This window comes from Rhizobium sp. ZX09 (assembly GCF_017357485.1).
In the GTDB taxonomy this organism is placed as follows: Bacteria; Pseudomonadota; Alphaproteobacteria; order Rhizobiales; family Rhizobiaceae; genus Agrobacterium; species Agrobacterium pusense.
Genome location: NZ_CP031365.1, coordinates 282,955 through 306,799 on the forward strand (window position 1 = coordinate 282,955; position 23,845 = coordinate 306,799).

General features: G+C 59.4%; 21 protein-coding genes. 18 read left to right on the forward strand and 3 right to left on the reverse strand.

Annotated elements, in window-relative coordinates:
* Positions 1-19: 19 nt before the first annotated feature.
* The 3 genes from repA (at position 20) to repC (ending at position 3,808) form a co-directional block, all read left to right on the forward strand.
* Positions 20-1,231, forward strand: a complete 1,212-nt coding sequence (repA, locus tag BTN45_RS25945) for a plasmid partitioning protein RepA (protein ID WP_207591929.1) — start codon at positions 20-22, stop codon at positions 1,229-1,231.
* Positions 1,231-2,229, forward strand: a complete 999-nt coding sequence (gene repB / locus BTN45_RS25950; RefSeq protein WP_207591790.1) for a plasmid partitioning protein RepB — start codon at positions 1,231-1,233, stop codon at positions 2,227-2,229. Before repA ends, repB begins: the two co-directional genes overlap by 1 nt.
* Before the next feature lie 196 nt (positions 2,230-2,425).
* Positions 2,426-3,808 carry a plasmid replication protein RepC gene (repC, locus tag BTN45_RS25955; protein ID WP_207591791.1) on the forward strand — a complete coding sequence of 461 codons (1,383 nt, stop codon included), beginning with the start codon at positions 2,426-2,428 and terminating at the stop codon, positions 3,806-3,808.
* Positions 3,809-4,182: 374 nt separating this feature from the next.
* Here the strand turns inward: repC and BTN45_RS25960 are convergent, their stop codons facing one another.
* Positions 4,183-4,503 carry a hypothetical protein gene (locus BTN45_RS25960; RefSeq protein ID WP_207591792.1) on the reverse strand — a complete coding sequence of 107 codons (321 nt, stop codon included), beginning with the start codon at positions 4,501-4,503 and terminating at the stop codon, positions 4,183-4,185.
* Positions 4,504-5,219: 716 nt separating this feature from the next.
* Between BTN45_RS25960 and BTN45_RS25965 the strand changes: the two genes are divergently transcribed.
* From BTN45_RS25965 to BTN45_RS25990, 6 genes are all read left to right on the forward strand, one after another.
* Positions 5,220-6,179 (forward strand): DUF3991 and toprim domain-containing protein, encoded by a 960-nt coding sequence (locus BTN45_RS25965; RefSeq protein ID WP_341769839.1) that lies wholly within the window; start codon positions 5,220-5,222, stop codon positions 6,177-6,179.
* A 142-nt stretch (positions 6,180-6,321) separates the two neighbouring features.
* Positions 6,322-6,927, forward strand: coding sequence for a DUF1419 domain-containing protein (locus BTN45_RS25970; RefSeq protein ID WP_207591793.1), 606 nt, complete (start codon positions 6,322-6,324; stop codon positions 6,925-6,927).
* Positions 6,928-6,938: 11 nt separating this feature from the next.
* Positions 6,939-7,628 (forward strand): hypothetical protein, encoded by a 690-nt coding sequence (locus tag BTN45_RS25975; RefSeq protein ID WP_207591794.1) that lies wholly within the window; start codon positions 6,939-6,941, stop codon positions 7,626-7,628.
* A gap of 31 nt (positions 7,629-7,659) precedes the next feature.
* Positions 7,660-8,241 (forward strand): DUF1419 domain-containing protein, encoded by a 582-nt coding sequence (locus BTN45_RS25980; RefSeq protein ID WP_207591795.1) that lies wholly within the window; start codon positions 7,660-7,662, stop codon positions 8,239-8,241.
* A gap of 96 nt (positions 8,242-8,337) precedes the next feature.
* Positions 8,338-9,411: a hypothetical protein gene (locus BTN45_RS25985; RefSeq protein WP_207591796.1), complete on the forward strand. Its 1,074-nt coding sequence runs from the start codon at positions 8,338-8,340 to the stop codon at positions 9,409-9,411.
* The gene (locus tag BTN45_RS25990) at positions 9,408-10,085 is read left to right on the forward strand and encodes a hypothetical protein (RefSeq protein ID WP_246751763.1); all 678 of its coding nucleotides are present in this window, start codon (positions 9,408-9,410) and stop codon (positions 10,083-10,085) included. The genes BTN45_RS25985 and BTN45_RS25990 overlap by 4 nt, the downstream gene beginning before the upstream one ends.
* A gap of 57 nt (positions 10,086-10,142) precedes the next feature.
* On the opposite strand, the gene BTN45_RS25995 is transcribed toward BTN45_RS25990, so the two are convergent.
* The gene (locus BTN45_RS25995; protein ID WP_207591797.1) at positions 10,143-10,556 is read right to left on the reverse strand and encodes a hypothetical protein; all 414 of its coding nucleotides are present in this window, start codon (positions 10,554-10,556) and stop codon (positions 10,143-10,145) included.
* Between the two features lie 158 nt (positions 10,557-10,714).
* Between BTN45_RS25995 and BTN45_RS26000 the strand changes: the two genes are divergently transcribed.
* Positions 10,715-11,116 (forward strand): DUF3085 domain-containing protein, encoded by a 402-nt coding sequence (locus tag BTN45_RS26000; RefSeq protein WP_207591798.1) that lies wholly within the window; start codon positions 10,715-10,717, stop codon positions 11,114-11,116.
* Positions 11,117-11,221: 105 nt separating this feature from the next.
* The gene (locus tag BTN45_RS26005; RefSeq protein WP_207591799.1) at positions 11,222-16,324 is read left to right on the forward strand and encodes a DEAD/DEAH box helicase family protein; all 5,103 of its coding nucleotides are present in this window, start codon (positions 11,222-11,224) and stop codon (positions 16,322-16,324) included.
* 111 nt (positions 16,325-16,435) lie between these two features.
* Here the strand turns inward: BTN45_RS26005 and BTN45_RS26010 are convergent, their stop codons facing one another.
* Complete coding sequence (locus BTN45_RS26010) at positions 16,436-17,218, reverse strand: NYN domain-containing protein (protein WP_207591800.1); 783 nt, start codon at positions 17,216-17,218, stop codon at positions 16,436-16,438.
* A 795-nt stretch (positions 17,219-18,013) separates the two neighbouring features.
* Between BTN45_RS26010 and BTN45_RS26015 the strand changes: the two genes are divergently transcribed.
* From BTN45_RS26015 to BTN45_RS26045, 7 genes are all read left to right on the forward strand, one after another.
* Positions 18,014-19,765 (forward strand): ParB/RepB/Spo0J family partition protein, encoded by a 1,752-nt coding sequence (locus BTN45_RS26015; protein WP_207591801.1) that lies wholly within the window; start codon positions 18,014-18,016, stop codon positions 19,763-19,765.
* Between the two features lie 93 nt (positions 19,766-19,858).
* Entirely contained in the window at positions 19,859-20,332 is a 474-nt protein-coding gene (locus tag BTN45_RS26020; RefSeq protein ID WP_207591803.1) for a hypothetical protein, read from the forward strand.
* Positions 20,333-20,400: 68 nt separating this feature from the next.
* Complete coding sequence (locus tag BTN45_RS26025) at positions 20,401-20,877, forward strand: hypothetical protein (protein WP_207591805.1); 477 nt, start codon at positions 20,401-20,403, stop codon at positions 20,875-20,877.
* Positions 20,874-21,761, forward strand: coding sequence for a hypothetical protein (locus tag BTN45_RS26030; protein ID WP_207591807.1), 888 nt, complete (start codon positions 20,874-20,876; stop codon positions 21,759-21,761). The genes BTN45_RS26025 and BTN45_RS26030 overlap by 4 nt, the downstream gene beginning before the upstream one ends.
* Complete coding sequence (locus tag BTN45_RS26035) at positions 21,758-22,093, forward strand: hypothetical protein (RefSeq protein WP_207591809.1); 336 nt, start codon at positions 21,758-21,760, stop codon at positions 22,091-22,093. The genes BTN45_RS26030 and BTN45_RS26035 overlap by 4 nt, the downstream gene beginning before the upstream one ends.
* 408 nt (positions 22,094-22,501) lie before the next feature.
* Positions 22,502-23,101 carry a hypothetical protein gene (locus tag BTN45_RS26040; protein ID WP_207591811.1) on the forward strand — a complete coding sequence of 200 codons (600 nt, stop codon included), beginning with the start codon at positions 22,502-22,504 and terminating at the stop codon, positions 23,099-23,101.
* A 150-nt stretch (positions 23,102-23,251) separates the two neighbouring features.
* Positions 23,252-23,710, forward strand: coding sequence for a ProQ/FinO family protein (locus BTN45_RS26045; RefSeq protein ID WP_207591813.1), 459 nt, complete (start codon positions 23,252-23,254; stop codon positions 23,708-23,710).
* Positions 23,711-23,845: the final 135 nt, after the last annotated feature.

The following is a 23,845-nucleotide window of genomic DNA, read 5'->3' on the forward strand; positions in this document are numbered from 1 at the left end:
TAACCGTCAAGAGGAATGGATGCCCCAGGCTGCATCACATAACGTCAGGGACACCGCGTCCAAGATCGAGGCCTACACGACTAAGCTCTCGGCGGAACTCCGCGACATGCGCGAGGCTGCTTACCCGCCTGAAGCACGCAAGATGTTCTCCAGGACATTTTCTACCGTGGACCTGGTGCGTCTCCTAAAGGTACCCGAAAGCACGTTGCGACAACTGACGATCGAGGGGAGGGGGCCTCAGCCAGACAGAGCAGATAACAATCGCCGTACCTATACCATTGGCCAGGTGAAAGAACTCCGATCGTTTTTGGCCGACCTTCGCCCTGACGAAGCGCACACTCTATTGCCGTCGAGACGGAAAGACGAGAAGCTGCAGATTATAGCCACCGTGAATTTCAAGGGTGGAAGCTCGAAGACGACCACGTCTACGCATCTCGCGCACTTTCTTGGCCTTCAAGGCTATCGCGTCCTATGCATTGATCTCGATCCGCAAGCATCAATGACCGCAATGTTCGGCATCCAGCCAGAGTTCGATCTAGGGCCCAATGAGACGGCATATGCCGCTATACGGTACGATAACGAACGCCGTCCATTCTCCGACATCATCCGTCCGACATACTTTACGGGCGTCGATCTGGTGCCAGGGAATCTCGAACTCATGGATTTTGAGTTCGACACTCCAAGCTATCTGACCTCAAAGACTCGCGATGAACTCGGATTATTTTTTGAGCGGCTAAGCGGAGCCTTGGCGAGTGTCGATGATCGATACGACTTCGTTATTCTCGATACGCCGCCTTCGCTCGGCTACTCCACCCTTGCTGCGCTTTATGCCGCTACATCCTTGGTAGTCACAGTGCATCCGGCTATGCTTGATGTCGCTTCGTGCAATCAATTTTTGATTATGATATCCGATCTTTCAGACGTGCTTGAGCAATTTGGCGCCCGTTTCGAACATGACTTCTTCCGGTTCCTACTCACTCGCGTGAATCCTAATGACGGCCCGCAAAAATATATGGCTGGCGTCATGCGCAGGCTATTCGGTGACGATGTCCTTGTCGCCGAAGCTCTGGAATCGACAGCTATAGCAGGCGCAGCGGTTGCAAAGAAAACATTGTACGAGCTGGAGACCGGCGAGGTTGGCCGCGAAGCGCTGAAACGCGCGCTCGAAAGCGCCGACCGAGTCAACTTCGAGATACTCAATTTGGCTCACAAAGTGTGGGGGCGAAGCTGATGAAAAAGAGCATCCTACAGCGAATGGCCGAAGAGGCATCGAGCCGGGAGCTCGGCGAAGGGGACGCGGTCACTAAATCACCACTTTCCCGTCGACATTCATCTCCTGTGATTTCCAACGTCGGGAGGGCGCTCAGCCATCTGTCGGAAGATAGCATTCTTTCTCTCGACCCATCGAAAGTGGAGCGTTCACCCTATCAGGATCGGTTTGAAATCGATGCAGATGCGGAAGCAGAGCTTGATATCCTCAAGCTGTCGATTCTTGCAGAAGGGCAAAAGATTCCCGTACTTGTTCGGCCGCATCCTTCTAAACCTGATCACTATCAACTTGCTTATGGCCATAGACGTCTCGCCGCCATCAAGGCCGCAATGGTCGATGCAGAACGTCCCGAACAGGTGAAAATCAAGGCCTATGTCCGCGATTTAACGGACAGGCAATTAATACAGGAGCAGGCGCTAGAAAATGGGGTGAGAGAAAACCTCACCTGGATCGAACTCGCCATGTGGGCGGTCCAGCTTAAGGAGGCAGGTCTTTCCAATCGCGCTATCTGCCCCGTTCTCGGACTTTCTGAGGCAGGTGTCTCTCATCTTTTTCGCGTGACCTCTGTCATCCCCAGCGACATTATCTATGCAATTGGGCGTGCGAGGCAGGTCGGTCGCCCGAAGTGGACCGCCTTTGCTGAATTACTCAAAGCCCCTGGGAAGATTGAGGCAGTCCGCGATGTATTGAACACAGAGGAGTTCCGAAACTCCGATGGAGCAGGGCGCATTGCACTAGCAACCAGTGCAGCGATCGGCAAAACCAAAACCGCTCCAAACAACCCGGCCGCGACAATCGATTTTGCCCTGGGCGACCGCCTTTTCGGTCGGATGAAGACATCAGCTTCTGGCACGCTCGTGACCATTCCAAAAAAAGAAGATCTGTTCGCTCAGTGGCTGGTCAAGCGGATGCCGGATTTGATGCGCGAGTACAAAGATCAAACTGATCAACCAGGCTAAGCCCAAAACCAATAGGTCAACCAAATCTAGAAGGAGCAACAGCGCAAAGAAAAAGGCCCCCAAAACGTTTCCGTCGTGGACGCCTCTCTCAATTCCTTAAGCAAGATCGAGAATCGCATTTCCACGAATCCTAGTCAAGAGTCTTGGCACCGTTTTGGTGAGCGGATTTCTTTTGCCTGATGAAAGGTGAAGGAAAATGGAAAGTGGAATTGTAACGACGCCTTTCGGGCGGCGTGCGATGACGGTTGGCATGTTCTCGCGCCAGCTGAAATCACACAACGTCGAGCCCAACCAAGCCGTCGATAAATGGAAGCTGTATCGCGCCCTTTGCGAGGCCAAGCCAATGCTACAAGTGAGCGATCGCTCTTTAGCGTTGTTAAATGCGCTGTTGAGCTTCTATCCGAAAAATGAACTCGAAGAGGGATCAAACTTGACCGTTTTTCCCTCCAACGTCCAATTGTCGCTACGCGCCCACGGCATGTCCGAGCAAACCATCAGGCGGCACGTGGCACTCCTGGTGAACGCGGGATTACTCATCCGAAAAGACAGCCCCAATGGAAAACGTTATGCTCGAAAGACGAGGGGAGGGGAGATAAGCAATGCCTTCGGGTTCTCCTTGGCGCCGCTTTTAGCACGTGCTGAAGAGATCCAGAATCTCGCATCGGCGGTCACTGCGGAACGGATGATGATCCGACAACTCCGTGAACAGATCAGTATTTGCCGCCGTGACATTTCCAAACTTACCGAAACCGACGCTCAAACGGACTGGGACACCGTCGCAGCCCGCCTTAATCACCTGATCATGACGATACCTCGAAAACCAACAAGCTCACAGTTGCGCAATACGCTGAAAGCACTGGAACTGATACGCGAAGACGTCGTCAACGTGTTGAAAAAACTGCTAGAAACCGGAAAACTTGGCGGCAATCCCGTTCAAAATGAGCGGCACATACAGAATTCAGAACCAGAATCTTATCTTGAATCTGAAGCTTTCGATGCGACGAAATCTACGAACCTGTCATTTCAACCAAGAGAGTTAGAGCACGAAACAAACACGGAAGTCCCCCAATCAATTCAACCCCACGTACCCACTCCACCATTCGTCACCACGGCCAGCGAATACGTGCGGCGTAAAGCATTCCCACTCGATATGGTGGTTCGTGCTTGCCCGGAAATCGCTGACTATGCCGTTGGCGGTGAGGTCAAGTCTTGGCGTGATCTAATCTCCGCCGCAGCTGTCGTTCGTTCGATGCTGGGAGTTAGCGAATCCGCTTACAACCAAGCAATGAAGCAACTGGGGCCGGAAAATACTGCGTCTGTAATCGCTTGCATTCTTGAAAAGGGGCCGCACATCAATTCGGCAGGAGGCTACCTTCGCGATCTGGCACGCCGCGCTGAAAGAGGAAACTTTTCTGTCGGTCCAATGCTGATGGCGATGATTCGAACTAAGGGCAGGTTTCCACAAACGAGCGGGGGCTCAACCAAACATCCGCATACCCACGGTAACCCTCACCATACCAGAGTTAAAGATTTGACCAACGTGTTGCAGCTCGCCAGTGGGAAGCTGCTCCAGGTTTGAACGCCGAGGTGCAGAGTGTTTGACGCGATCTGACTGACGGTCGGTTAAGTACCTGATCGAGAGCGTCACCTCGGGGCGCGCAGGGTTTAGACTTTCGATGCAAACGTCGGACAGATCGCTCACTTTCCGGCCACGTCGTAACGCTGCGCAGTCTTATGCCGGACGCCGCGTCATCTTGACGCTCGAACCCATGTGATTTCCTGTCCGAGCGTTCCTGAGTAGCAGCCAGGGGGATAAGATCACGCTGGTGCTGGTTGTCCCGCCGTCGTCCATGATGGGATGTGCCGTTCTGTTTAAATCGGCCCAACGACGCGGGCATCCCATGGTCTTATCGCGGCAACGCTAAATTTACGTTTTAAACGTCTGGGATATTGTCAGCCGTTATCGATGTTTCCCCTAACCCCAACTGTCTCGATTATCTCGTATGTTTGGACAAAGGCACCAAGTCCATCATTCAGGAGGGCAAGAATGCTTGTCTTGCTGATGGGAACCGTCACCACTTTTTCGAGGTTCATGAGTGGCCATTCCATCTCCGGATCCGATGTTATATCGTCACGCATCTCAAGCAACGCGTTCTGGGCCTTTTCGCGGCTATCAAAGAAGTTATCCGGAATACCGGTTGGCTTCCAACGAGCCTCAAATGGAATAGCAGCGTTCGAATATGTGTAGAAAGTAAAGATGATATCTTCTGCCAACGGTTTCTCCCTAGGGCAATCGGAGGTACGCCCCCGCCGATGCCGCGCTCATTGACCCCTTGAGTTCGGGGAGTTCGAAACCGTGTATCCACAGCCCTGTAGCCTTTAGTTCGTGAGAACCTGGACATGCGCCAACAGGCTCCCCGACCTACAAGGTCAAGGAGAAAGCCTTTTTGGTAGGCTCAACCTTCGGATACAGGGGTTTCGACGCCCCAAAGCGGCGCGTACCGCTTCGGGGCGGAAGATATGTCATCCGGTTGAATTTGTCCTGAAATTTCTTCGCTTATCCTCGATCACGGCATCACCTCAGCATTGCGAATGCGGCCATACCAGCAAAATGGCGGGAGAGCCGGGACGAGGCATTTAATGTTGCTGCCCGCCGGAGGGCTGGAGAGGTTCCGTCTTACTAACGTTTTCGGTGGTTCCGATCGAGGCTCCCGCTCGTCCATGATATTGCGTTCGCGAACAGCAGCTTGATCTAATTTATCCCGATGCTGCCGGAAGCCGGCCAGCCCTTCGGGTTCCGCTTGCGAGCCGGCGGCGGCAAGGGAAGCTTCGCCGCGGCGGGGCAGGCGGCGCTTGTAGCTCCCGACTTCCGGCACCCCCCGCCGCGCCCTTGCCTCCGCATGCTCTTCGCGGCTGTCGGATGGGGCCCGCGAAATGTGCGGGAAAGCAAACCGAGTAGAAAAGGGGCGGCTAAGAAGGCCGAAAAAACAATGGAAAAGAAGGAAATCGAGCAGCTGCGCAGCCGTGTACCATGCTCGGCGGTGTTGGAAAAAGCGGGCTTCGCAATCGATCTAAAGGAGAGCACGCAGCGGGCGGTCAAATATCGCCGTGACAGTGAAATCATCATTATGATCCATGAGGGTCACGGATGGTTCGACCCGCTTTCTGAAGCCAAGGGTGACGTATTTTCGCTCGTCACCCATTTGTATGGAGGAGGTTTCGCGGCAGCGTGCGATCGCGTTGCCGGTTTAATCGGCTATGCCCCGCAAGTAACCGCCAGGCAGACGCCTGGTCGTGTCCGAGGGCCAAACATCGCAATTGCCGAACGATGGAACCGCCAACGCCGTCCATGGCCTGGTTCGCAAACCTGGCACTATCTCTCGACGATGAGGCTCCTACCATCCCACACGCTCCATGCTGCCCTGTCCCAGAACCATCTTCGTGAAGGACCTTATGGGAGCATGTGGGCCGCCCACACGAACCATCTCGGCATCGTTACTGGTTGGGAGGAACGAGGTCCGAAATGGAGGGGTTTTTCGACCGGGGGAACAAAGGTCCTGTTTCGCCTTGGCCGGTCTGCGGCTTCCCGGCTCTGTGTCACGGAAGCGGCTATCGATGCCATGAGCCTTGCTGCCTTCGAGGGTCATCGTGATGGTACACTCTATCTGAGCACAGGTGGGGGCTGGTCTCCATCTACCGATGCAGCACTTCGCGCACTTGCCATTTCTCCAGGCGTTCACCTGGTCGCCGCGACCGACAACAACGTACAAGGTGACACATTCGCCGACCGCCTTCGTACCCTCGCCGAAGAGGCGGGCTGCGTTTGGCAACGATTGCGCCCCCCGGCGGATGACTGGAATGAGGCTCTGCAGGAAAGAGAGAGGGAGAAGAAGGAGAGAGGGCAGGGGAGGGGGTGGCGTGCCGCATTCTCGCCAGCCGCGTCAAGGTAAGCTTCGCCCGGCCTGAGCCGGCCCTTGACCCGGCCGGACACGATGCCGGCGGCTCGGGAGGGGTGATGAAGGACTGAGGAAGACGAAGAGATCGCGAGGATCACGGAGCGCTTCGGTCCAGAAAACTCCGAAGGAGCCAAAGATGAATGCCTCACCCTCAATTCGCAAGGTCTACCAGGGTATCTCTGACCGCCGCCAGATGTATCGCATGTTCGATCGGCACGCACAGCGTCCGAACCGTTTCGAAGGCGATCCCACCCTGCTCTATGCCGGAGAGTGGTTCGAAATCGGCGAAGCAGAGCACGACTACATGTTCGAAATCCTGCCGCCGCTGTGGATCCGCGGTTCCATGTTCGCCATGCGCGAGTATCTGACGGGTTCCGTCACGAGCGTGTTTTTCGCATTGCGAATCGACAGCGCGATCCGTCACTTCCACGGGTATTGCGATCTTTCCGATACCGGCTCGGTCGAGCGCATGCGTCTTGCCATCATCGAGCGCGAAACCAGGCCGGTTCGAGCGATGACGCGCGACGAGCGTCTGGACCATATCTGGAGCAGCACGGCGGACGACTATCGCGGCTATGCCGGCGACCGCTGGCCATATGCTTCGCGTGGCAAGCCGACCGTGATGTTTTACGGCGGGAAAGCAGGCAGCACGCTCAAACTGCTGGAAGACCTGACCGACGAGGAAATCGCCGCAAAGCTGCCGGTGCACCTGCGCCATCTTCCCTCTTCAATCGCGGCTTGAGGGAGGCGGCTATGGCAGACTATCGCGCCGAAACCGTTGTGACACCGGAACTTCCGGCAACCGGCATGACCCCTCTCGAACGCTTGCTTCTTTCCCACGTCTTCGATGAGGAAGAGTGGAGTGACGGCGTCTTCTTCAGCACCTGGAACAGTCCCAGTGAACTGATCTCGCCGATGGCGGATGAATTGAGAACGGCATTGGAGGCGTCCCGTAACGTTGAAAGCCGCTTCACCGACCATATCACAGGCCTGCTAGAGCAGTTCGATGCTACCGATGAGATTAAGCGCGGGTCGAACATCGAGATCGACCTGACGACACAGATCGGCGGCTGGCCCGAAGTCCTGCAGGACATCCTGCGCCGATCCGATGCGATCGAAGAAATCGTCGTATGGGCAGCCTTTACCTGCAGCAAGATGCGCGCCGACGGTTTTGGCGGCAGCGTCATGCGGATCACCAAGGCCGCAATCCAGTATTCATCGACGACCCACATGCTGGAGCGGATGTGGAACGAGCAGCCGGTGCAGCCAACGACCGAGAGTGGCGGTCACGAAACGCGCGACAGTATCGAGAGTATTGCCGCCAGTGCAGGGTGGGACAGTTTCACGCTTCTGCTGCTTATCTCACGCTGGCTTGATCATGCCCGCCAGACCGTAAGTCTGGCCGTTTACCTCGACGGCCTCGCGTCTGCGGAAGCCGAGTGATTTCAACGCAATCGCAGAAGGATCGATCGTGATGCCCACGACATCTCTCTTCTCGCCGTTCCGGCGGATCCACCCCGGCCCGGTTTCGATTTCCGAAGTGCCTGCACTGTTGTCCAGACACGACAGCGCTCCAATGTCCTTGCGCCGCTTCACCGGTATCCTTCATGCCGGTGAATGGTTTGAGCTTGATGAGAACGCAGCGCGAGCGATCGCCGGTGGCGTTATCACAACGATCCGGCCGGGCGGCACGGCCTCGCTTCCAGCCCGACGACCGGAGCAAATCCGCTCCATCCTGTTCAGCCTGCTGACGAATGAGCGGGAGCGATGGTTCCATGGTTTTGTCAGTCTCACGGACCGGGCCATCACCACCGCGACCATGCGTGCAGCAATTGTTGCGCGTGAGAGTTCCGAGCAAGGCGTCCATAAGCGCCAGGAACGGCTTGAGCAGATCTGGAACAGGACGGACGCCCGCGGCTACGCCGACGAAATCTGGCCCCCGGGCAACGAGGGCTTCAGAACGATCCTCATTCACAAGGCCGGATACCGGCCGGTGCTGAAACTGCTTGCGCATCTGTCTGGCGTCGAAATCGCCCATCTCCTCGACGACAGTTGAGCGCGGCGGTCACCGCGTCTTTCCCAAAACGTCAACCCCGACAACAGGCCCGGTGCTCATCGCCCGGGCCTTGCCATTTCCATAAAGGAGAAACCCATGGATGAGCGTGAAACGACCATTGTTATCAACCCTGCGATCCCGCTGCAGGATATAACCCCGCTGGAGCGTCTGTTCCTGTCGACCGTGTTCGACGCAGGCGAAATCGACGGTGCCCTGTTGCTTCATAGCGACCGACCCGTCAGTAGTACCATCCACATTCCGGCTGCGGATCTGTCCTCGGCCTATCAGGCATCGCGCGACGTGCCGAACAGCGATCTCAATCGCATTGTCGCCCGTCGCTGGCGTCACCAGATCGATGAATCCCACAGGATCGAAATCGATCTGGCAGAGACATCATGGGAGTTCGTTCTGCAGGATATCGTTGCCCGGTCCACGATCCTCCAGGAGGTTCGGGTTCTCGAATGGTATCGCCATCCCTCGCAGGCTCCGGACAGCTTCGGTGCCAATGTCATGCTGATAACGGCCACAGAGTGTGTCGGCCGGTCGAGCGACGATCTGTTCGAGGAGCTTCGTGCCGGGTCCGAGACACAACGACCAGCCGAGGATCTGCGAAACCCGACCGGCATCCCCGATCTGACCGGCGCGGACCCGGCGCTTCAACGCATGCGCTCTGCCCTCGATCGTCAGATGACCGGACGGTTCCCGCGCGAAACGTTTATGCTGGATTGGCGCGGCCGCAACTCGCTCGCCTCCATCCGCAGGTTCATCGAATCCTTCGCGACGCCGATCCCGACTGACCCCGCCGGTTACAGTCAGCATCTGGACGCAGCCCTGTGCTGCTGGGAGGCGATGCAGGACTACCGTATCCTGTTTGAGCACGACAAACCGCTGGTGCGGAACATTCACGCCTTGATGCAGCTCTGGACGCAATTCGGTTCGATCACCTTGCGCCGTTGGGCACGACCGGCCGCCAATTGCGCCCTCCTGATCCATGACCATCTCGGAAGGGAATTGATCGATCGGCTCGCGCCATTCGACTACGGCTTTATCCCCGCCGTGCTTGAGGTGCTGGAATGGACAGAGAACGGCCCCGATTTCGCAACGACGCTCGAGGATGCGGCGGCCCGCGTGGTGAAAAAGCTGGAACTGCAACAGGGGGCAAGCCGATGAGCGAGACCACAGAAGCCACCGGTCTGTCGTGTGAGCCACCAGCTGGTGCCGGAACGAGCAAGGACAGCGCACGCGACAATAGCGATGGTGATCCCGAGGCCAGGAAACATTTCGTTCATGTCTACACAGTGGTCAGGGTCAAGGTCGAAGTCGAGGCCGAAGATCACCAGTCTGCCATGGCTCTCGCCGACACGCTTCTGTTCGGCAAAGGATTTGCTGTCAGTTTTGTCCCCTCTGGCAACGGTGTGATCGAGGCCGACTGCGCCGAGGAAGTGGTCGGCTATCTTGTCGATGAGGCGGACGACCCAGAATATGAAAGAAGCCGGAACTACGGTTCGGATCACGAACCGCAGGAACCGGATCAGCGATATCGGCATGCCCCTGCCGTTGCATCGGAAGATCGGTCGGTAACACTCACTTTCTGGCCCCAGGCGTGGTGGAACGGCCATGCGATCGAGGTCGACCCGTCCGGACCGACGGATTGGACCATACCGTTGTCATTGCTTCTCCAACGGTTTCCGACGGAGGTGGACTGGCATGCCAAGGCGGAGGAAAGGGATGACCTGCGTTACGAAGGTGATGCTCCGCAATGGATCCGGGATTGGCCTGGTCCTTTCGAGGTGAGCTTGGACGACGAACCCGATGACGTCTGGAGCAGGTCTGATGGATCATGACCGTCTCCTACGCCGCCTCAGAGCGCATCCGGCGTTGTTCGGCGAGATGTGCCGCAATCAGCTCGCGTCACGCGTCTGATCCTGCGCTGCAAGGCGCGGCTGATACTCGAATGGGATGCCCGGGCCGAACGCTTTCGGCAGGAAGCCGATCGCCGTTCCTGGTTTCTGACCCTCTGAGAGGCAAGAAAAAAGAAAGAAACAGAACCCTGTCCGCATCTGGCTCCGGCCCGTCAAGGGCGGGCTCTGCCGCTGAAGCGGCCCTTGACCGGCCATCGCCAATGCGGCGGAGGAAATCTGGATTGGAAGATCTGAAAAGACGCGATCAGCGCCAGAAACACTCCCATCCATCACCCTGAACACAGCGATTGTCGCCCCGAGGAAGCAATTCCCCGGGCGATGCCATTCGCTCAACTGAATGGAGACAGCCATGCCTGCCAAGTCGTTCACACCGTCATCGATCCGATCGCTCAATCGAGGGCCCGGCGCATCGGAGGCCCGGGTTATTCCGGCAGCCGCCAACGATGACGACCCGGATCCCACGCCACCGTCACCCGCAGCCGCTGCGAAGCCCGTGATGTTCCGGGACGAAGCACTGCCCCTCCCGATAGCCGTTTGAGGGAGGATCGACCATGCTGACCTTCCCTGTCCAATCCGTCCTTGAGGTCATCGCCCGTGGTCGTGCCGATGCCGGGACAAACGGTGGTTTTCGCGATCCCTATTACGGTCTTGAACCCGGCAAGGGTGAGAGGCCCGGACTTTGGCTTGTCGGGGACAACGGCGTGTACCTGATGTCCAACGGCAAATTGCCCGGAAACGGCAGGCCGATGGTGGTCTACGCAGAAGAATGCCACCCCGACAAGAATGACGACTGGTTCGAGGTCAAACGCCGAACCTTCGGCGGCGACGACGGTGTCGATTTTATCGATGCCGAAAGCCTCGAGGCAATGATCGCTGCCAGCCCACGAGGCACGCATCTCAGCTTCACCTTCACTGATGACGCGGTGGAGATCGCCATCATCGAGCGCGGCTGACGCACAGCCAGTCGCAGCAACCATCAACCACTTCATCCTTGCGAGCGTCATGCCGGCTTTCCCGTCGGCCAATGGCGCTCGTCTTTTTTCAGGAGCAATCACCAGATGTCCAACGATCCCTTTACCCTCGATATGTTCGGCAGCAGTGCGCTTTCTTCCGGCCTCGGCTTCGGCGTCACCGCATTCGGCGGGTTCGATCCCGCTGCGGCCAACGACGTCGAGCCCGATCCGACGCAATCGGCTCCCACCCCGACTTCTCTCATTCCCACGACTCGCAAGCCGGTGCCCAAGCGGGGCGAGCGCCTCAACTTTTATCTTGGCGAAGACGGCCGTGGTCTTGCGGTCGGCTGGAAGGAACGCGCGAAGATGAACGTCGCCGCCATCCTGCTCGCCGGCGAGATCGAGCGGGCGGAGCGTCCCGCAACCCGTGACGAACAGGCGCGGCTCATCCGTTTTACCGGCTTTGGCGCGTCCGATCTCGCCAATGGCATATTCCGGCGGCCGGGCGAGGCCGAATTCCGCGATGGCTGGGACGATCTCGGCAGTGCGCTGGAAACCGCGGTCAACGAACCGGACTACGCCAGCCTCTTGCGTTGCACCCAGTATGCGCACTTCACGCCGGAGTTTATCGTCCGGGCGATCTGGAAGGGGCTCCAGCGTCTCGGATGGAGGGGTGGACGCGTTCTTGAACCGGGTATCGGGACTGGCCTTTTCCCGGCGTTGATGCCCGAGGTGTATCACGGCAACAGCTACGTGACCGGCATCGAGCTCGATCCTGTCACCGCGCGGATCGCAAGGCTGCTCCAGCCGAGGGCGCGGATCGTCAATGGCGACTTCGCGCGTACCGACCTTGGCGTGGTCTATGATCTCGCCATCGGCAACCCACCCTTCTCCGATCGAACTGTCCGTTCGGACCGGAACTACCGGTCACTGGCCTTGCGTCTCCATGATTACTTCCTCGCACGCTCGGTCGATCTGCTGAAGCCGGGCGCACTCGCCGCCTTCGTGACCAGTGCCGGCACGATGGACAAGGCCGACACGACGGCACGCGAGCATATCGCCAAGTCTGCCGATCTCGTCGCCGCTATCCGTCTGCCTGAAGGCAGTTTCCGCAAGGATGCCGGCACGGACACCGTTGTCGATATCCTTTTCTTCCGCAAGCGCAAGGCGGGGGAACCCGAAGGCGACCACCTGTGGCTTGACGCCGACGAGGTCCGCCCAGCCACCGATGACGAAGGTGCGATCCGCGTGAACCGCTGGTTCGCCCGCCACCCCGGTTTTGTGCTCGGCGAGCACGCGCTAACGTCTGGCCCGTTCGGCGAGACCTATACGTGCCGCCCCCGTGTCGGCGAAGATCTGGAAACGTTGCTGAATGCCGCGATCGACCGTCTTCCCGAAGATCTCTACGACGGCGAGCCGACGGAAATCGACCTCGATCTTGAGGACGACCTGGCCGAAATCGTCGACCTTCGCCCTGATAACGCCAAGGTGCGCGAGGGCAGCTATTTCACCGATAACAGGCATGGCCTGATGCAAATCGTCGACGGCGAACCTGTCGAGATCAAGATCCGTAAGGCCCGCAGCGGTGAAGGTATCTCCGAACAGCATGTTCGCATCATCAAGAAGCTGATCCCGATCCGCGACGCCGTGCGCGAAGTGCTAAAAGCACAGGAGACCGATAGGCCGTGGCGCGATCTTCAGGTGCGTCTGCGCATCGCTTGGTCGAGCTTTGTAAGGGATTTCGGCCCGATCAACCATACCACGGTTTCCATCATTGAAGATGCCGAAACCGGAGAGGTGAAGGAAAATCACCGCAGACCGAACCTTCAGCCGTTTCTTGACGATCCGGATGTATGGCTCGTCGCCTCCATCGAGGACTACGACCTCGACACCGATACGGCCAAGCCGGGCCCGATCTTTTCGGAACGGGTCATTGCGCCGCCTGCCCCGCCGATCGTCACCAGTGCGGCCGATGCACTTGCCGTCGTTCTTAACGAGCGTGGCCGTGTCGACCTTGAGCACATCGCCGAGCTTCTGCATTGCGACCGCAATAGCGTTATCTCCGAACTCGGGGACACTGTATTCCAGGATCCGGCCGACGGCTCATGGCGGACGGCGGATGCCTATCTCTCCGGCGCGGTCCGCACGAAACTTGCCGTGGCGGAGGCCGCCGCTTCACTCGATCCGTCATTGGAGCGAAACGTTCGGGCGCTCGAGGCCGTCCAACCGGCTGATCTTCGCCCGTCGGACATCACTGCGCGTCTCGGCGCACCGTGGATCCCGGCCAGCGACGTCATCGCCTTCGTCAAGGAAATGATGGGCGTCGATATCAGGATCCACCATATGCCGGAGCTCGGCTCCTGGACGGTGGAGGCCCGCCAGCTCGGCGTGATTGCCGCCGGAACGTCGGAATGGGGCACGAGCCGTCGGCATGCCGGCGAACTGCTCTCCGACGGGTTAAACAGCAGGGTGCCGCAGATCTTCGACGTCTACAAGGATGCCGGCGGCGAGCGGCGGGTGCTCAATCCCGTCGACACCGAAGCCGCCCGTGAAAAGCTCCAGAAGATCAAGAGCGAGTTCGAACGGTGGGTCTGGTCTGATGCCGACCGTACCGACCGCCTCGCCAAGGTCTATAATGAGCGCTTCAACAATATTGCCCCGCGCAAGTTCGATGGCAGCCACCTGAAACTTCCCGGCGCCAGCAGCGCGTTCCAGCTCTATGCCCATCAGAAACGTGGCATCTGGCGTATCATCGCCGACGGTTCGACCTATCTTGCCCATGCCGTCGGCGCCGGCAAGACCATGACTTACTCCGCTGCGATCATGGAACAGCGGCGGCTCGGTCTGATCGCCAAAGCCATGCTGGTCGTTCCCGGCCATTGCCTTGCCCAGGCGGCCCGCGAATTTCTGGCGCTCTACCCGAATGCGCGGATTCTCGTCGCCGACGAGACGAACTTCTCGAAGGACAAGCGCGCCCGGTTCCTTAGCCGCGCCGCGACGGCGACCTGGGATGCCATCATCATCACGCATTCGGCGTTCAAGTTCATCGCCGTTCCTTCCACCTTCGAAGGCCAGATGATCCAGGACGAGCTGGAACTGTACGAGGAACTGCTGACCAGGGTCGACAGCGAAGACCGTGTTTCCCGCAAGCGGTTGGAGCGTCTGAAGGAGGGCTTGGAAGAACGGCTGCTGGCGCTATCCACCCGCAAGGACGACCTGCTGACGATTTCCGAAATCGGCATCGACCAGATTATCGTGGACGAGGCGCAGGAGTTTCGCAAACTCTCCTTCGCCACCAATATGAGCAGCCTCAAGGGGATCGACCCGAACGGCTCGCAAAGGGCTTGGGATCTCTATGTCAAATCCCGCTTCATCGAGACGAAGAATCCCGGCCGCGCGCTCGTTCTTGCCTCCGGCACGCCGATTACCAACACGCTGGGCGAAATGTTCTCGATCCAGAGGCTGCTGGGCCACGAGGCGCTGGCCGAGCGTGGCCTGCATGAATTCGACGCCTGGGCACTGACCTTTGGTGATACGGTCACAGCGCTGGAAATCCAGCCATCGGGCAAATATCAGCCCGTCAGCCGCTTCGCATCCTTCGTGAATGTCCCGGAACTGATCGCGATGTTCCGGAGCTTCGCGGACGTCGTTATGCCCGACGATCTGCGCGAATATGTTAAGGTGCCGGCGATCTCGACCGGCCGGCGGCAGATCCTTACCGCAGCGCCGACGCCTGCGTTCAAGTTCTACCAGCAGCTTCTGGCGGACCGCATCAAGGCCATCGAGATGCGCGAGGGGCCGGCGAAACCCGGCGATGATATCCTGCTCTCCGTCATCACCGACGGCCGGCATGCGGCGATCGACCTCCGGCTGGTCATTCCCGCCAACGACAATGAAGAGGAGAACAAGCTCAATCTTCTCATCGGCAATGCCTATCGTATCTGGCAGGAGACATCCGAACAGATCTATCTGCGCCCTGACGGGAAGACCTATGACTTGCCTGGCGCCGCGCAGATGATCTTTTCCGATCTCGGCACGATCAATGTCGAAAAGACCCGCGGCTTCTCGGCCTACCGATGGATCAGGGACGAACTGATCCGGCTCGGTGTGCCGGCGAGCGAGATCGCCTTCATGCAGGACTACAAGAAGACGGAGGCGAAGCAGCGCTTGTTCGGGGATGTGCGCGCCGGTCGCGTGCGCTTCCTGATCGGCAGTTCCGAGACCATGGGCACCGGGGTCAATGCCCAGCTCAGGCTCAAGGCGCTGCATCACCTCGACGTTCCGTGGTTACCATCGCAGATCGAGCAGCGCGAGGGTCGCATCGTTCGTCAGGGTAATCAGCACGATCTCGTCGACATCTTCGCCTATGCAACGCAAGGATCGCTCGATGCCAGCATGTGGCAGAACAACGAGCGGAAGGCCCGGTTCATTGCAGCGGCTTTGTCCGGCGACACCTCGATCCGCCGTCTCGAGGATCTTGGCGAGGGGCAGGCTAACCAGTTTGCAATGGCCAAGGCCATCGCCAGTGGTGACGAGAGGTTGATGCGCAAGGCCGGTCTCGAGGCAGACATCGCTCGCCTTGAGCGACTGCGTGCCGCTCATGACGACGATCTTTTCGCAGTTCGCCGGCAGATCCGGGAAGCGGAACGCGACATCGAGGTTTCCACCCGGCGCATTGGAGAAATCGGTAAGGATATCGAGCGCCTTGTCCCGACCGCCGGCGAGGCTTTCGCGATGACCGTCATTGGTGAAGAATATCTTGAGCGGAAGGAGGCCGGCCGCGCAGTCCTGAAGGAGATCCTCACCCTCGTTCAGCTTCAGCAGGAAGGCGAGGCGCATATCGCATCGATCGGTGGTTTCGATCTTATCTATGACGGTGAGCGCTTCGGCAAGGACAGCTATCACTACCAGACGGTGCTGCAACGGACGGGGGCCGACTATGAGATCGACCTACCCGTAACAGTCACGCCGCTTGGAGCAGTCTCCCGACTGGAGCATGGGCTCGACGACTTCGAGGGGGAACGCCTTCGCTATCGCCAGCGCCTGGAGGAGTTGCAGCGGCGGCTCACCTCCTACCGCTCCCGTGACGCAGGCGTCTTCGCGTTCACCGAGGAACTTGCCGAAAAACGCCGGCAACTTCGTGATGTTGACGATGCATTGGCTGCATCGGCGCGCGAGGAGGCCCAAAGTGTGGCGAATGCGGCCTGATCGGTAGCAGTCCCTGTCATTTCCTGCTGACCGCAGGCGACGATTTGTCTGGCGATGCCTCCGGTATCGGCGTGGTCCAGGAATGCCCCTCGGCGTCATAAGGCCGAATGACTATTTCTCATCGATCAGTGGCTGCCCCTTGCCGGCCGCAGCGTCAGCTTTTTTCCCTGATGATTTCTGCTTGACCCGGATACGGAGCGGGCGGCCCTCTGCGTGATCGATATCGAAGTTGCTTGTTTTCCTGACGAGATCGCTCAGCTTCCGAAATCCATAGGTTCGCGGATCGAAATCGGATGCCAGGTTTGCAAGTTGATTCCCGACCGCGCCGAGTGGCACCCATCCGTCTTCGCTTTCCATCTGGGCGATAACCTTCCTGATGATTGGCGTGGCCGCGCTGGGAGGCTGGAGCGAGGGTGTTTCATGTGCAGGATCTGTGCCGTTCGACGCGACCGCAGGCAAAAGGTTCTCGGTGTAGATGAAACGCCGGCATGCTTGCCGGAAACTCTCAGGCGTCTTCTGTTCACCAAATCCGAAAACGTCGATGCCTTGTTCACGGATACGCGATGCCAGGCGGGTAAAGTCGCTGTCGGAGGACACAAGGCAAAAGCCGTCGAAGCGCCCGCTGTGCAAGAGGTCCATCGCGTCGATGACAAGTGTGATGTCGGAAGCATTTTTGCCGGTGGTGTAGGAAAATTGCTGTTGAGGGATAATCGCGTGCCTTGCGAGAACGTCGATCCACGCCTTTGAGCGGGCACTCGCGAAGTCGCCGTATATGCGTCGAACGCTTGCCTCGCCGATCTTCGCAATTTCCTCGAACAGACCATCGACAATTTTCGCGGACGCATTGTCAGCGTCGATCAGCACCGCAAGCCGCGGCGAGCGGGGTTCTGCCATGCAACAATATCCTGCCTACCACGGTTGACGGTGACTCAGCATCAACGAGCTCGTACTGTCTGGCAACCACCTTTTTCCGGCGTCACCGATATATCCCGCCTCCCTTAGAATATGGCACGCGATGAATGGGCCGGTGCGTCTCGCCTTTACTTCGGGCCGTTTGGTTGAAGCCGCAGCGGGTGAGATAGCGCGTCGGACCACGCTCTTTGTCAGGTGCACGATGATAATAATCCTGGGACTGAAGCCTGGGTGGATGCACGCGGCGCAGCATGTGCATGGCTGCATTGCACAATAATTAGTTTTCTTATGGTCAATAAATGAGCATAAAGCCTGTAGCTGATGCATTTGACGGTTTCCTCCCAGTGCCGTCGCACCAGCTGTTCCCCTCTGGAGGTCAAGGATCTCCACACTTCATGGGCCGCGGTTTCCGCAGGCCCATTTTTTTGCTTTCAATCCTTCCTGACACTGCCGGTGGCCGCTTGTGCTCGGCAAGCCCTTCGTACTTCGGCAAGTGCCGAACTGCGGATGAAGGAAAATAAGAAAAAGACAAAATGAGGAAGGGAACCGGTCGCAGGCCAGTCCTCCCGTTGCCGCTATCGCTCAACCGCCCCCTCACCATCCCGGCCGCGCGGCCTTCGCAGGGCTGTAAGCCCCGCTTTGCCTTTGCAGCAGGGATGTTCGCGCGCAGTTGCACCGGTCCGGGCGCCCTGCCGTCCGGGAGATGTCTTCGGAAAAAAAGAAGACGCGAACAGGACCGGCACAGGGCCGGCTCCGTATCCGGTAAAGGAAAAACCGATGCATCTCATTACCCTCGATCCACGCGCTCTGAAAGACAATCCCGACAAGAGCCGCCAGTCGAAATCCTCGCCCCAGGGCGACGCCCTGCTGCTTGCGACGATCAAGGCGGTCGGCATCATCCAGCCGCCGGTCGTCGAACCCGAGAAGAATGGCGGCAATGGCTATATTATCGATGCCGGCCATCGCCGTGTGCGCCAGGCGATTGCAGCTGGTCTCACGGAAATTCAGGTGCTTGTCGACGACGCCGCCAACGACAATGGCGCCATGCGTTCCATGGTCGAAAACACTGCGCGCGAGCCGCTCAATCCGGTTGACCAATGGCGCGGTATCGAACGCCTCGTTGCACTGGGCTGGACCGAAGAAGCGATTGCGCTGGCGCTCACGCTACAGGTCCGCCAGGTCCGCAAGCTCAGGCTACTGGCCAATGTCTTGCCCGCCATGCTCGACCAGATGGCGCTCGGCGACATGCCATCGGAACAGCAGCTCCGCATCATCGCGGCTGCAAGCCTCGACGAGCAGAAGGAGGTCTGGAAGGCCAACAAGCCGAAGAAGGGTGAGACCGCGTCCTGGTGGTCGATCGCCAATGCACTGACGAAGAAGCGCATGTATGCCAAGGACGCAAGCTTCGGCGACGACCTCGCTACCGCCTATGGCATCGAGTGGGTCGAGGATCTGTTCGCCCCGGCTGACCAAGACAGCCGCTACACCACCAATGTCGAGGGGTTCCTCGGCGCCCAGCACGAATGGATGACGGCCAATCTTCCCAAGCGTGGCGCCGTCGTCGAGGTGAATGGATACGGACAGCCCGAATTGCCGAAGAAGGCCGAGCGGGTTTACGGCAAGCCGCAGAAGTCCGATCAGACCGGCCTTTATCTCGACCGGGACGGCAAGGTCCAGACGGTTCATTACCGGCTTCCTGAAGTGAAGAAGCCCGGTGGCAAGGGCGCTACCGGTGAAGGAGTATCCGTGGTGGACGACGCGGCAAAACAGCGCCCTGATGTCACCCAGAAGGGCCTCGACATTATCGGCGACTACCGCACCGATGCCCTGCATGAAGCACTCGGACGCGCTCCGATCGAGGATGATACGCTGATGGCACTGCTCGTCCTTGCCTTCGCAGGCGTCAATGTCCGCGTCGATTCCGGCGTAGGTGACCACATGACCGGCACGAAGCGCTTCGCCCGACACGCAGCTCGCCTGATCGACGAGAAAGGCAAGTTGTCCTTCGACCTCGACACCCTGCGCGTTGCCGCCCGCTCGGTTCTGGTTGACGTGCTCTCATGCCGCCGCGGCATGTCGAACAGCGGTATCGTCTCGCGCATTGCCGGCGATACCGTGGGGGCAGACAGCTATCTGCCGAATATGGGCACGGAAGACTTCCTCGTTTGCCTGTCACGGCAAGCGCTTGAAACGGCAGCCAAGGACGTGAATGTCTCGCCGCGCCAAAGGGTTCGGGAAACGCGCGCAGCGCTCGTCGACCACTTCAAGGACAGCAGTTTCGTGCATCCGTCCGCCCTGTTTGCTCCGGCACCCAACGCCGTGGCTGACCTGATCAAGCTTGGTGAAGTGGTCGACGTGGAAGAGGAAGAAACGCCTTCCGAGGGTGACGAGGACGTCGCTGAGGAACACCTCGATCCGGCATCGGATGCGGAGGACGAAGCCGGCTTGCCGGACGACGCCTTTGATGAGGGTGCAGATCCATCGACCGCTGATGAAGATGACACCGCCTATGGCATCGCCGCCGAATAGGCCACGCACTCTCCACTCCTGAACGCAATACCGCCGCCGGTGATCACCGGCGGCGTTTTTCTTTCCCGTTTTCGCCACTCAAGGAGATATCGCATGTCCGCCTCTCTCGTTTTCAATCTCGTTCCCATCGGCTCCGTCGTCTCATGGTCCGATGGCACGCCTCGTCCCCCGGAACGCCACAAGAAAAAGCTTGGCGCCTGGAAAACCCGTAACAGCTCCGGGCGCCTGATCCGTAAGCAGGCTTCGCAGACCCGCGGCACCTACACCGCACCTGCTTGCTTCACCATCCATGAAGGCGATTATGGCACCAACGGCACCGTGGTCCTGAAAGTCTTTCGTACCTTCGATGTCGGTGCGAGCACCTTAAGTTTTGCGGTCGTCGAGCGACCTGCGATCGGTTCGGTCCGTATCTTCGATCGTCCCGGTGAAGGTGCGGAGCTCGTTCACCTCGCGGCGGATCGGCAAGCCGCCGAGGAGTGGCTCCTGAGGCATCGGCATCCCCAGGCCGTGCTGGAAGAGGTTACCCGCACACAGGAAAGCCCTTCGGCCGACCAAGCGGCCGCGTAATCACGCGCCGCCGGATAACGTCCGGCGGCGCTTTCGTTTCCAGCACTCGCCGCAATAGGAGAACAACCATGTCCGCACTCATGATTTTCGAACGGGCGCCGCTCGGCTCGATCGTTTCCTGGAAGAACGGCAAGCCGCGTCCCCCGAGGGACTGCATCAGGGCCAGCGCCCAGTGGCGGCGCGACAACGCCGAGGGTCGGCTCGTCCGAAAACTCTGCCATTCTGTCATGGGGCAGTCGCTCATCCCCGCCAGTTTCAAGGTGACCACCGACGGAATTGACGATCTCGGCGATGTCATCGGCTCGGATTTCCGCACATTTTCCGTCGACAGCCAGTTCAGCTTCACAGTGATCTCCCGGCCGGAGGCCGGCTCCGTCCGTGTCCTCGATCATTGCGGCGACGATGCCGAACTTCTCCACCTCGCCTGCAACCAGGTTGATGCCGAGACATGGGTGACCAGCTGCGGTTTCGGTCCAAGGGTCATTGTCGAGGTGACGGCGGACGAAGTCGCGGCCGACAGGATAGAAGGGAGAACGGTCCGATGAAATCGATCATTCATGACGAAACCGATACCCCTGAATTTTCAGGGGTCCAGTTCGCGCGCAGCGCCGAGGACTTTCCGGTCGCCCGCATCGACGACATCACACTTGCCATGCTCCCGTTTGCCGACGGTGGCGGCTTTCTCGGCAGTGCCTGGCGGGTTTCAAGGCCGCTCACCGCTTTAAAGCGCGGGGATTTTTACGGGCACGAAGGTCGGCTGGCCAATGAGGAGGCGTTCCGTGATCGGGTGTTGGAAACAGCACAGCATCGTCGTGAGCTATCCGCCCTCACGCGTGTCCAGAAGCGGACCGCTTGCAGCACGCCATGGGGCGCCTCGCAAATGGCGACAGTCTACGGCGAGGGTGTGACGACGCACATGACGGCCGGTCACGGTGGATTTCAGCTGTCGACCGAACGCAATCTGCGGATCCACCCGGCGCTACGCACGGCATGCCGATGGTACGAAGAAGATGCCGAATGGGCTATCGTGGCGCTGACCTTCCCAGAGTTGTTCACCACCTATGAACGCCGGGTTGCTGGCGAGACGATCCGCAATACATGGCCGGATGCCTGGGAGACGATCCATTGCTGTGTCCTTGACCCCGCTGAATCCTGGACCAAGGCCCGCAGGCTTTTCGATGAGGGCCATGCCGGCGACTGGGTGGTCATTTCGGCGATCCTTTCCAGCCATCACGACGGCATGACCGAAGTGATCGCGACGCTTGGCGGCAAGCGCACCCTCGATGCCGCTGAGCGCCGATATCTCGTGCCCAGTCCGGACTATGGCACCCGAAGTCCATTCGGGTTTGTCATCGATGAGGCCCTTCATCAACTCTATGACGGCCCCTCCAGCTTCATCGGCTGGGATGCGCGGAGGACAACCGCATGAAACCCGCAAACCCTCGCGTTTTGTTGAACCGAATGGAAGCAGCACATCGCGAAACCCGGCATCACCTCGATCGTGTGCATCGACAACTCGCCCGCCGGGCCGAACGCATCGCGATCACGCAGACCACGAAAGCCAGACACCGCGCCCGCAAACGGTCCAGGTCGCGATGGAGCCGCAGTGACGAGATGTTGTTTCAGACGCATCTCGATCGCCTGCAATTCGAACGGTGGTTCGAACTCGATGGCCTCGCAGGCAGACTGGCCCGTCAGGAGCAAGCCATCCACACGCTGCGGCAGACACTCGGCGAAGACGTCTGGCGCAAAGCTGCATGAGGGGCCCGAACGGAGGGTATTGCGGCTGAGAACACGGGCTCGCGGCGCGGCGATCGCCAGGAAGGTGAGGGGACGTGATCTCAGGTTGGGTCCGCCCCCGCGTTTCCGATGACGGTCTCGTCCCCTTGCCGCTCCGCCCATCGGTTGTGTTGCGGTCTAATCCGGCGGCCGTTTGCTTCAAGGCCGCTATCGCGCCGCGCGGCGGCCGGAACAGCCTGCCTCTCATCACCAGCCCGCGTCCCGCGCAGGGCAGAGCCCCGCTTGGCCGCAAGCCGATGCTGCTCGTCATGGCCGCCCCGGACCCTGAAGCAACCGTCATTCCGCCGGCTTTTCGGGACCGCACCCGAGGGACGGAGCGGCAAGGGGCCGCTTCGGGTCCCCGGAGGAAAACCCGAGAAGGAAACCAACATGGCCAAGTCCGCAACCCCCTCCCGTCAGTCCGCCCGTCCATCGGCCCGCGTCGTCCAGCTCCGCAAAGGCGCGACCCTCGAAATGGTCCGGCTCACTTGCCCCGATATTGCACAGGCGCTCAAGATCGCCGAGAGCTTCGGTACCGCGGTGGTTGACAGCGATGGCATTCGCGATCTGCATGAGCGACTGATCATCGAGACCGCCGACAGCCTTTCAGAAGGCCTTGGCGAGAGGGCGATGCAGATCCATCTCCAGCGCCTCGTCGGAGCTTATGTCGGATCCGCCCATGGAGCGGGGCAGTTCTACAGTCGAGCCGTCTCCGAAGCGCGCGACGCCACGGCCAAGGCCGCCAACGACGCCCGCGATGAGGATCTCGATGGCCCGGTCGGCTATGACAGTACCGCACAGCGCAAACGCGAGTTCGCCGCCGACATGGGCATCCAGTCCCACGCGCTTCGCATGGCGGCCGAAGGGGCCGTCGCAGCATACGAGCAGGTTGTCGGTGAGGCCTGGAAGCCATTCGATCGGCCGGTCGAAAACCCCGGCCATTCCCTCGACCGCAAGGCGGCCGACGCGCAGATGGACGCTCTTGGTTGAGCCGCCCGCAGGCGGGGCTTCGGCCCCGCCTTTTCCCATGTCGAGACGCAACCCGCTCAAGCGCTTACAGCGCTTTTTCCGCATGTGTGCTTTTAATCGTTACCCTCATGTATCTATATCGACATTGACGACTTCATTCTCGAGGCCGAAATGGACAGCAAACCGATCCCGAACGTAAAGCCCTGGAACGCTTCGCAAGGACCGATCCAGGCCAGTGTCCACGATCTGCGTAAGGCCGCTGCGATCAATGAATTGCTGACGGAACCGGCGCCGGTCCTTCCCGTGAAGGATACTGATCCCGTCTTGCCTTTCGAGATCGGACTATTCGCCTCGTTCAGCGCCCGTCTTGAGCCCGGGATCGCAAAGATTCGCCTTCGCCGGGCGATATCCGCTTATGCATCGGCGAAAAGCTACCTTCTGGCATTGGCGCAGCCGAATGCCATGCGCCACGATATAGAAGGCCGCCCTGTTAATCAGGTCAGTCCGGAGGACAGAATGGCGGCGCAAATCCGTGTCACCGAGATCCGGCTGCAACGGAAATCGCAGAACGCAAGCGCGGGCGGCCCAGGTGGCGAGCAGTCCGCGAGCTGTTCCGCTGATCACAACTGACCGGGTTTGCCGTGGCCAAGCCATTCGCCCTCCAGCCGTTTCTTTTCGCGTTATGAAGTTCTGATCGCCAGCGCCCGCTACGGCCCGTCCTGGCTGTCGGTCCTGCAGGAGCCGGCGGCATGCCGCAACGGCTGC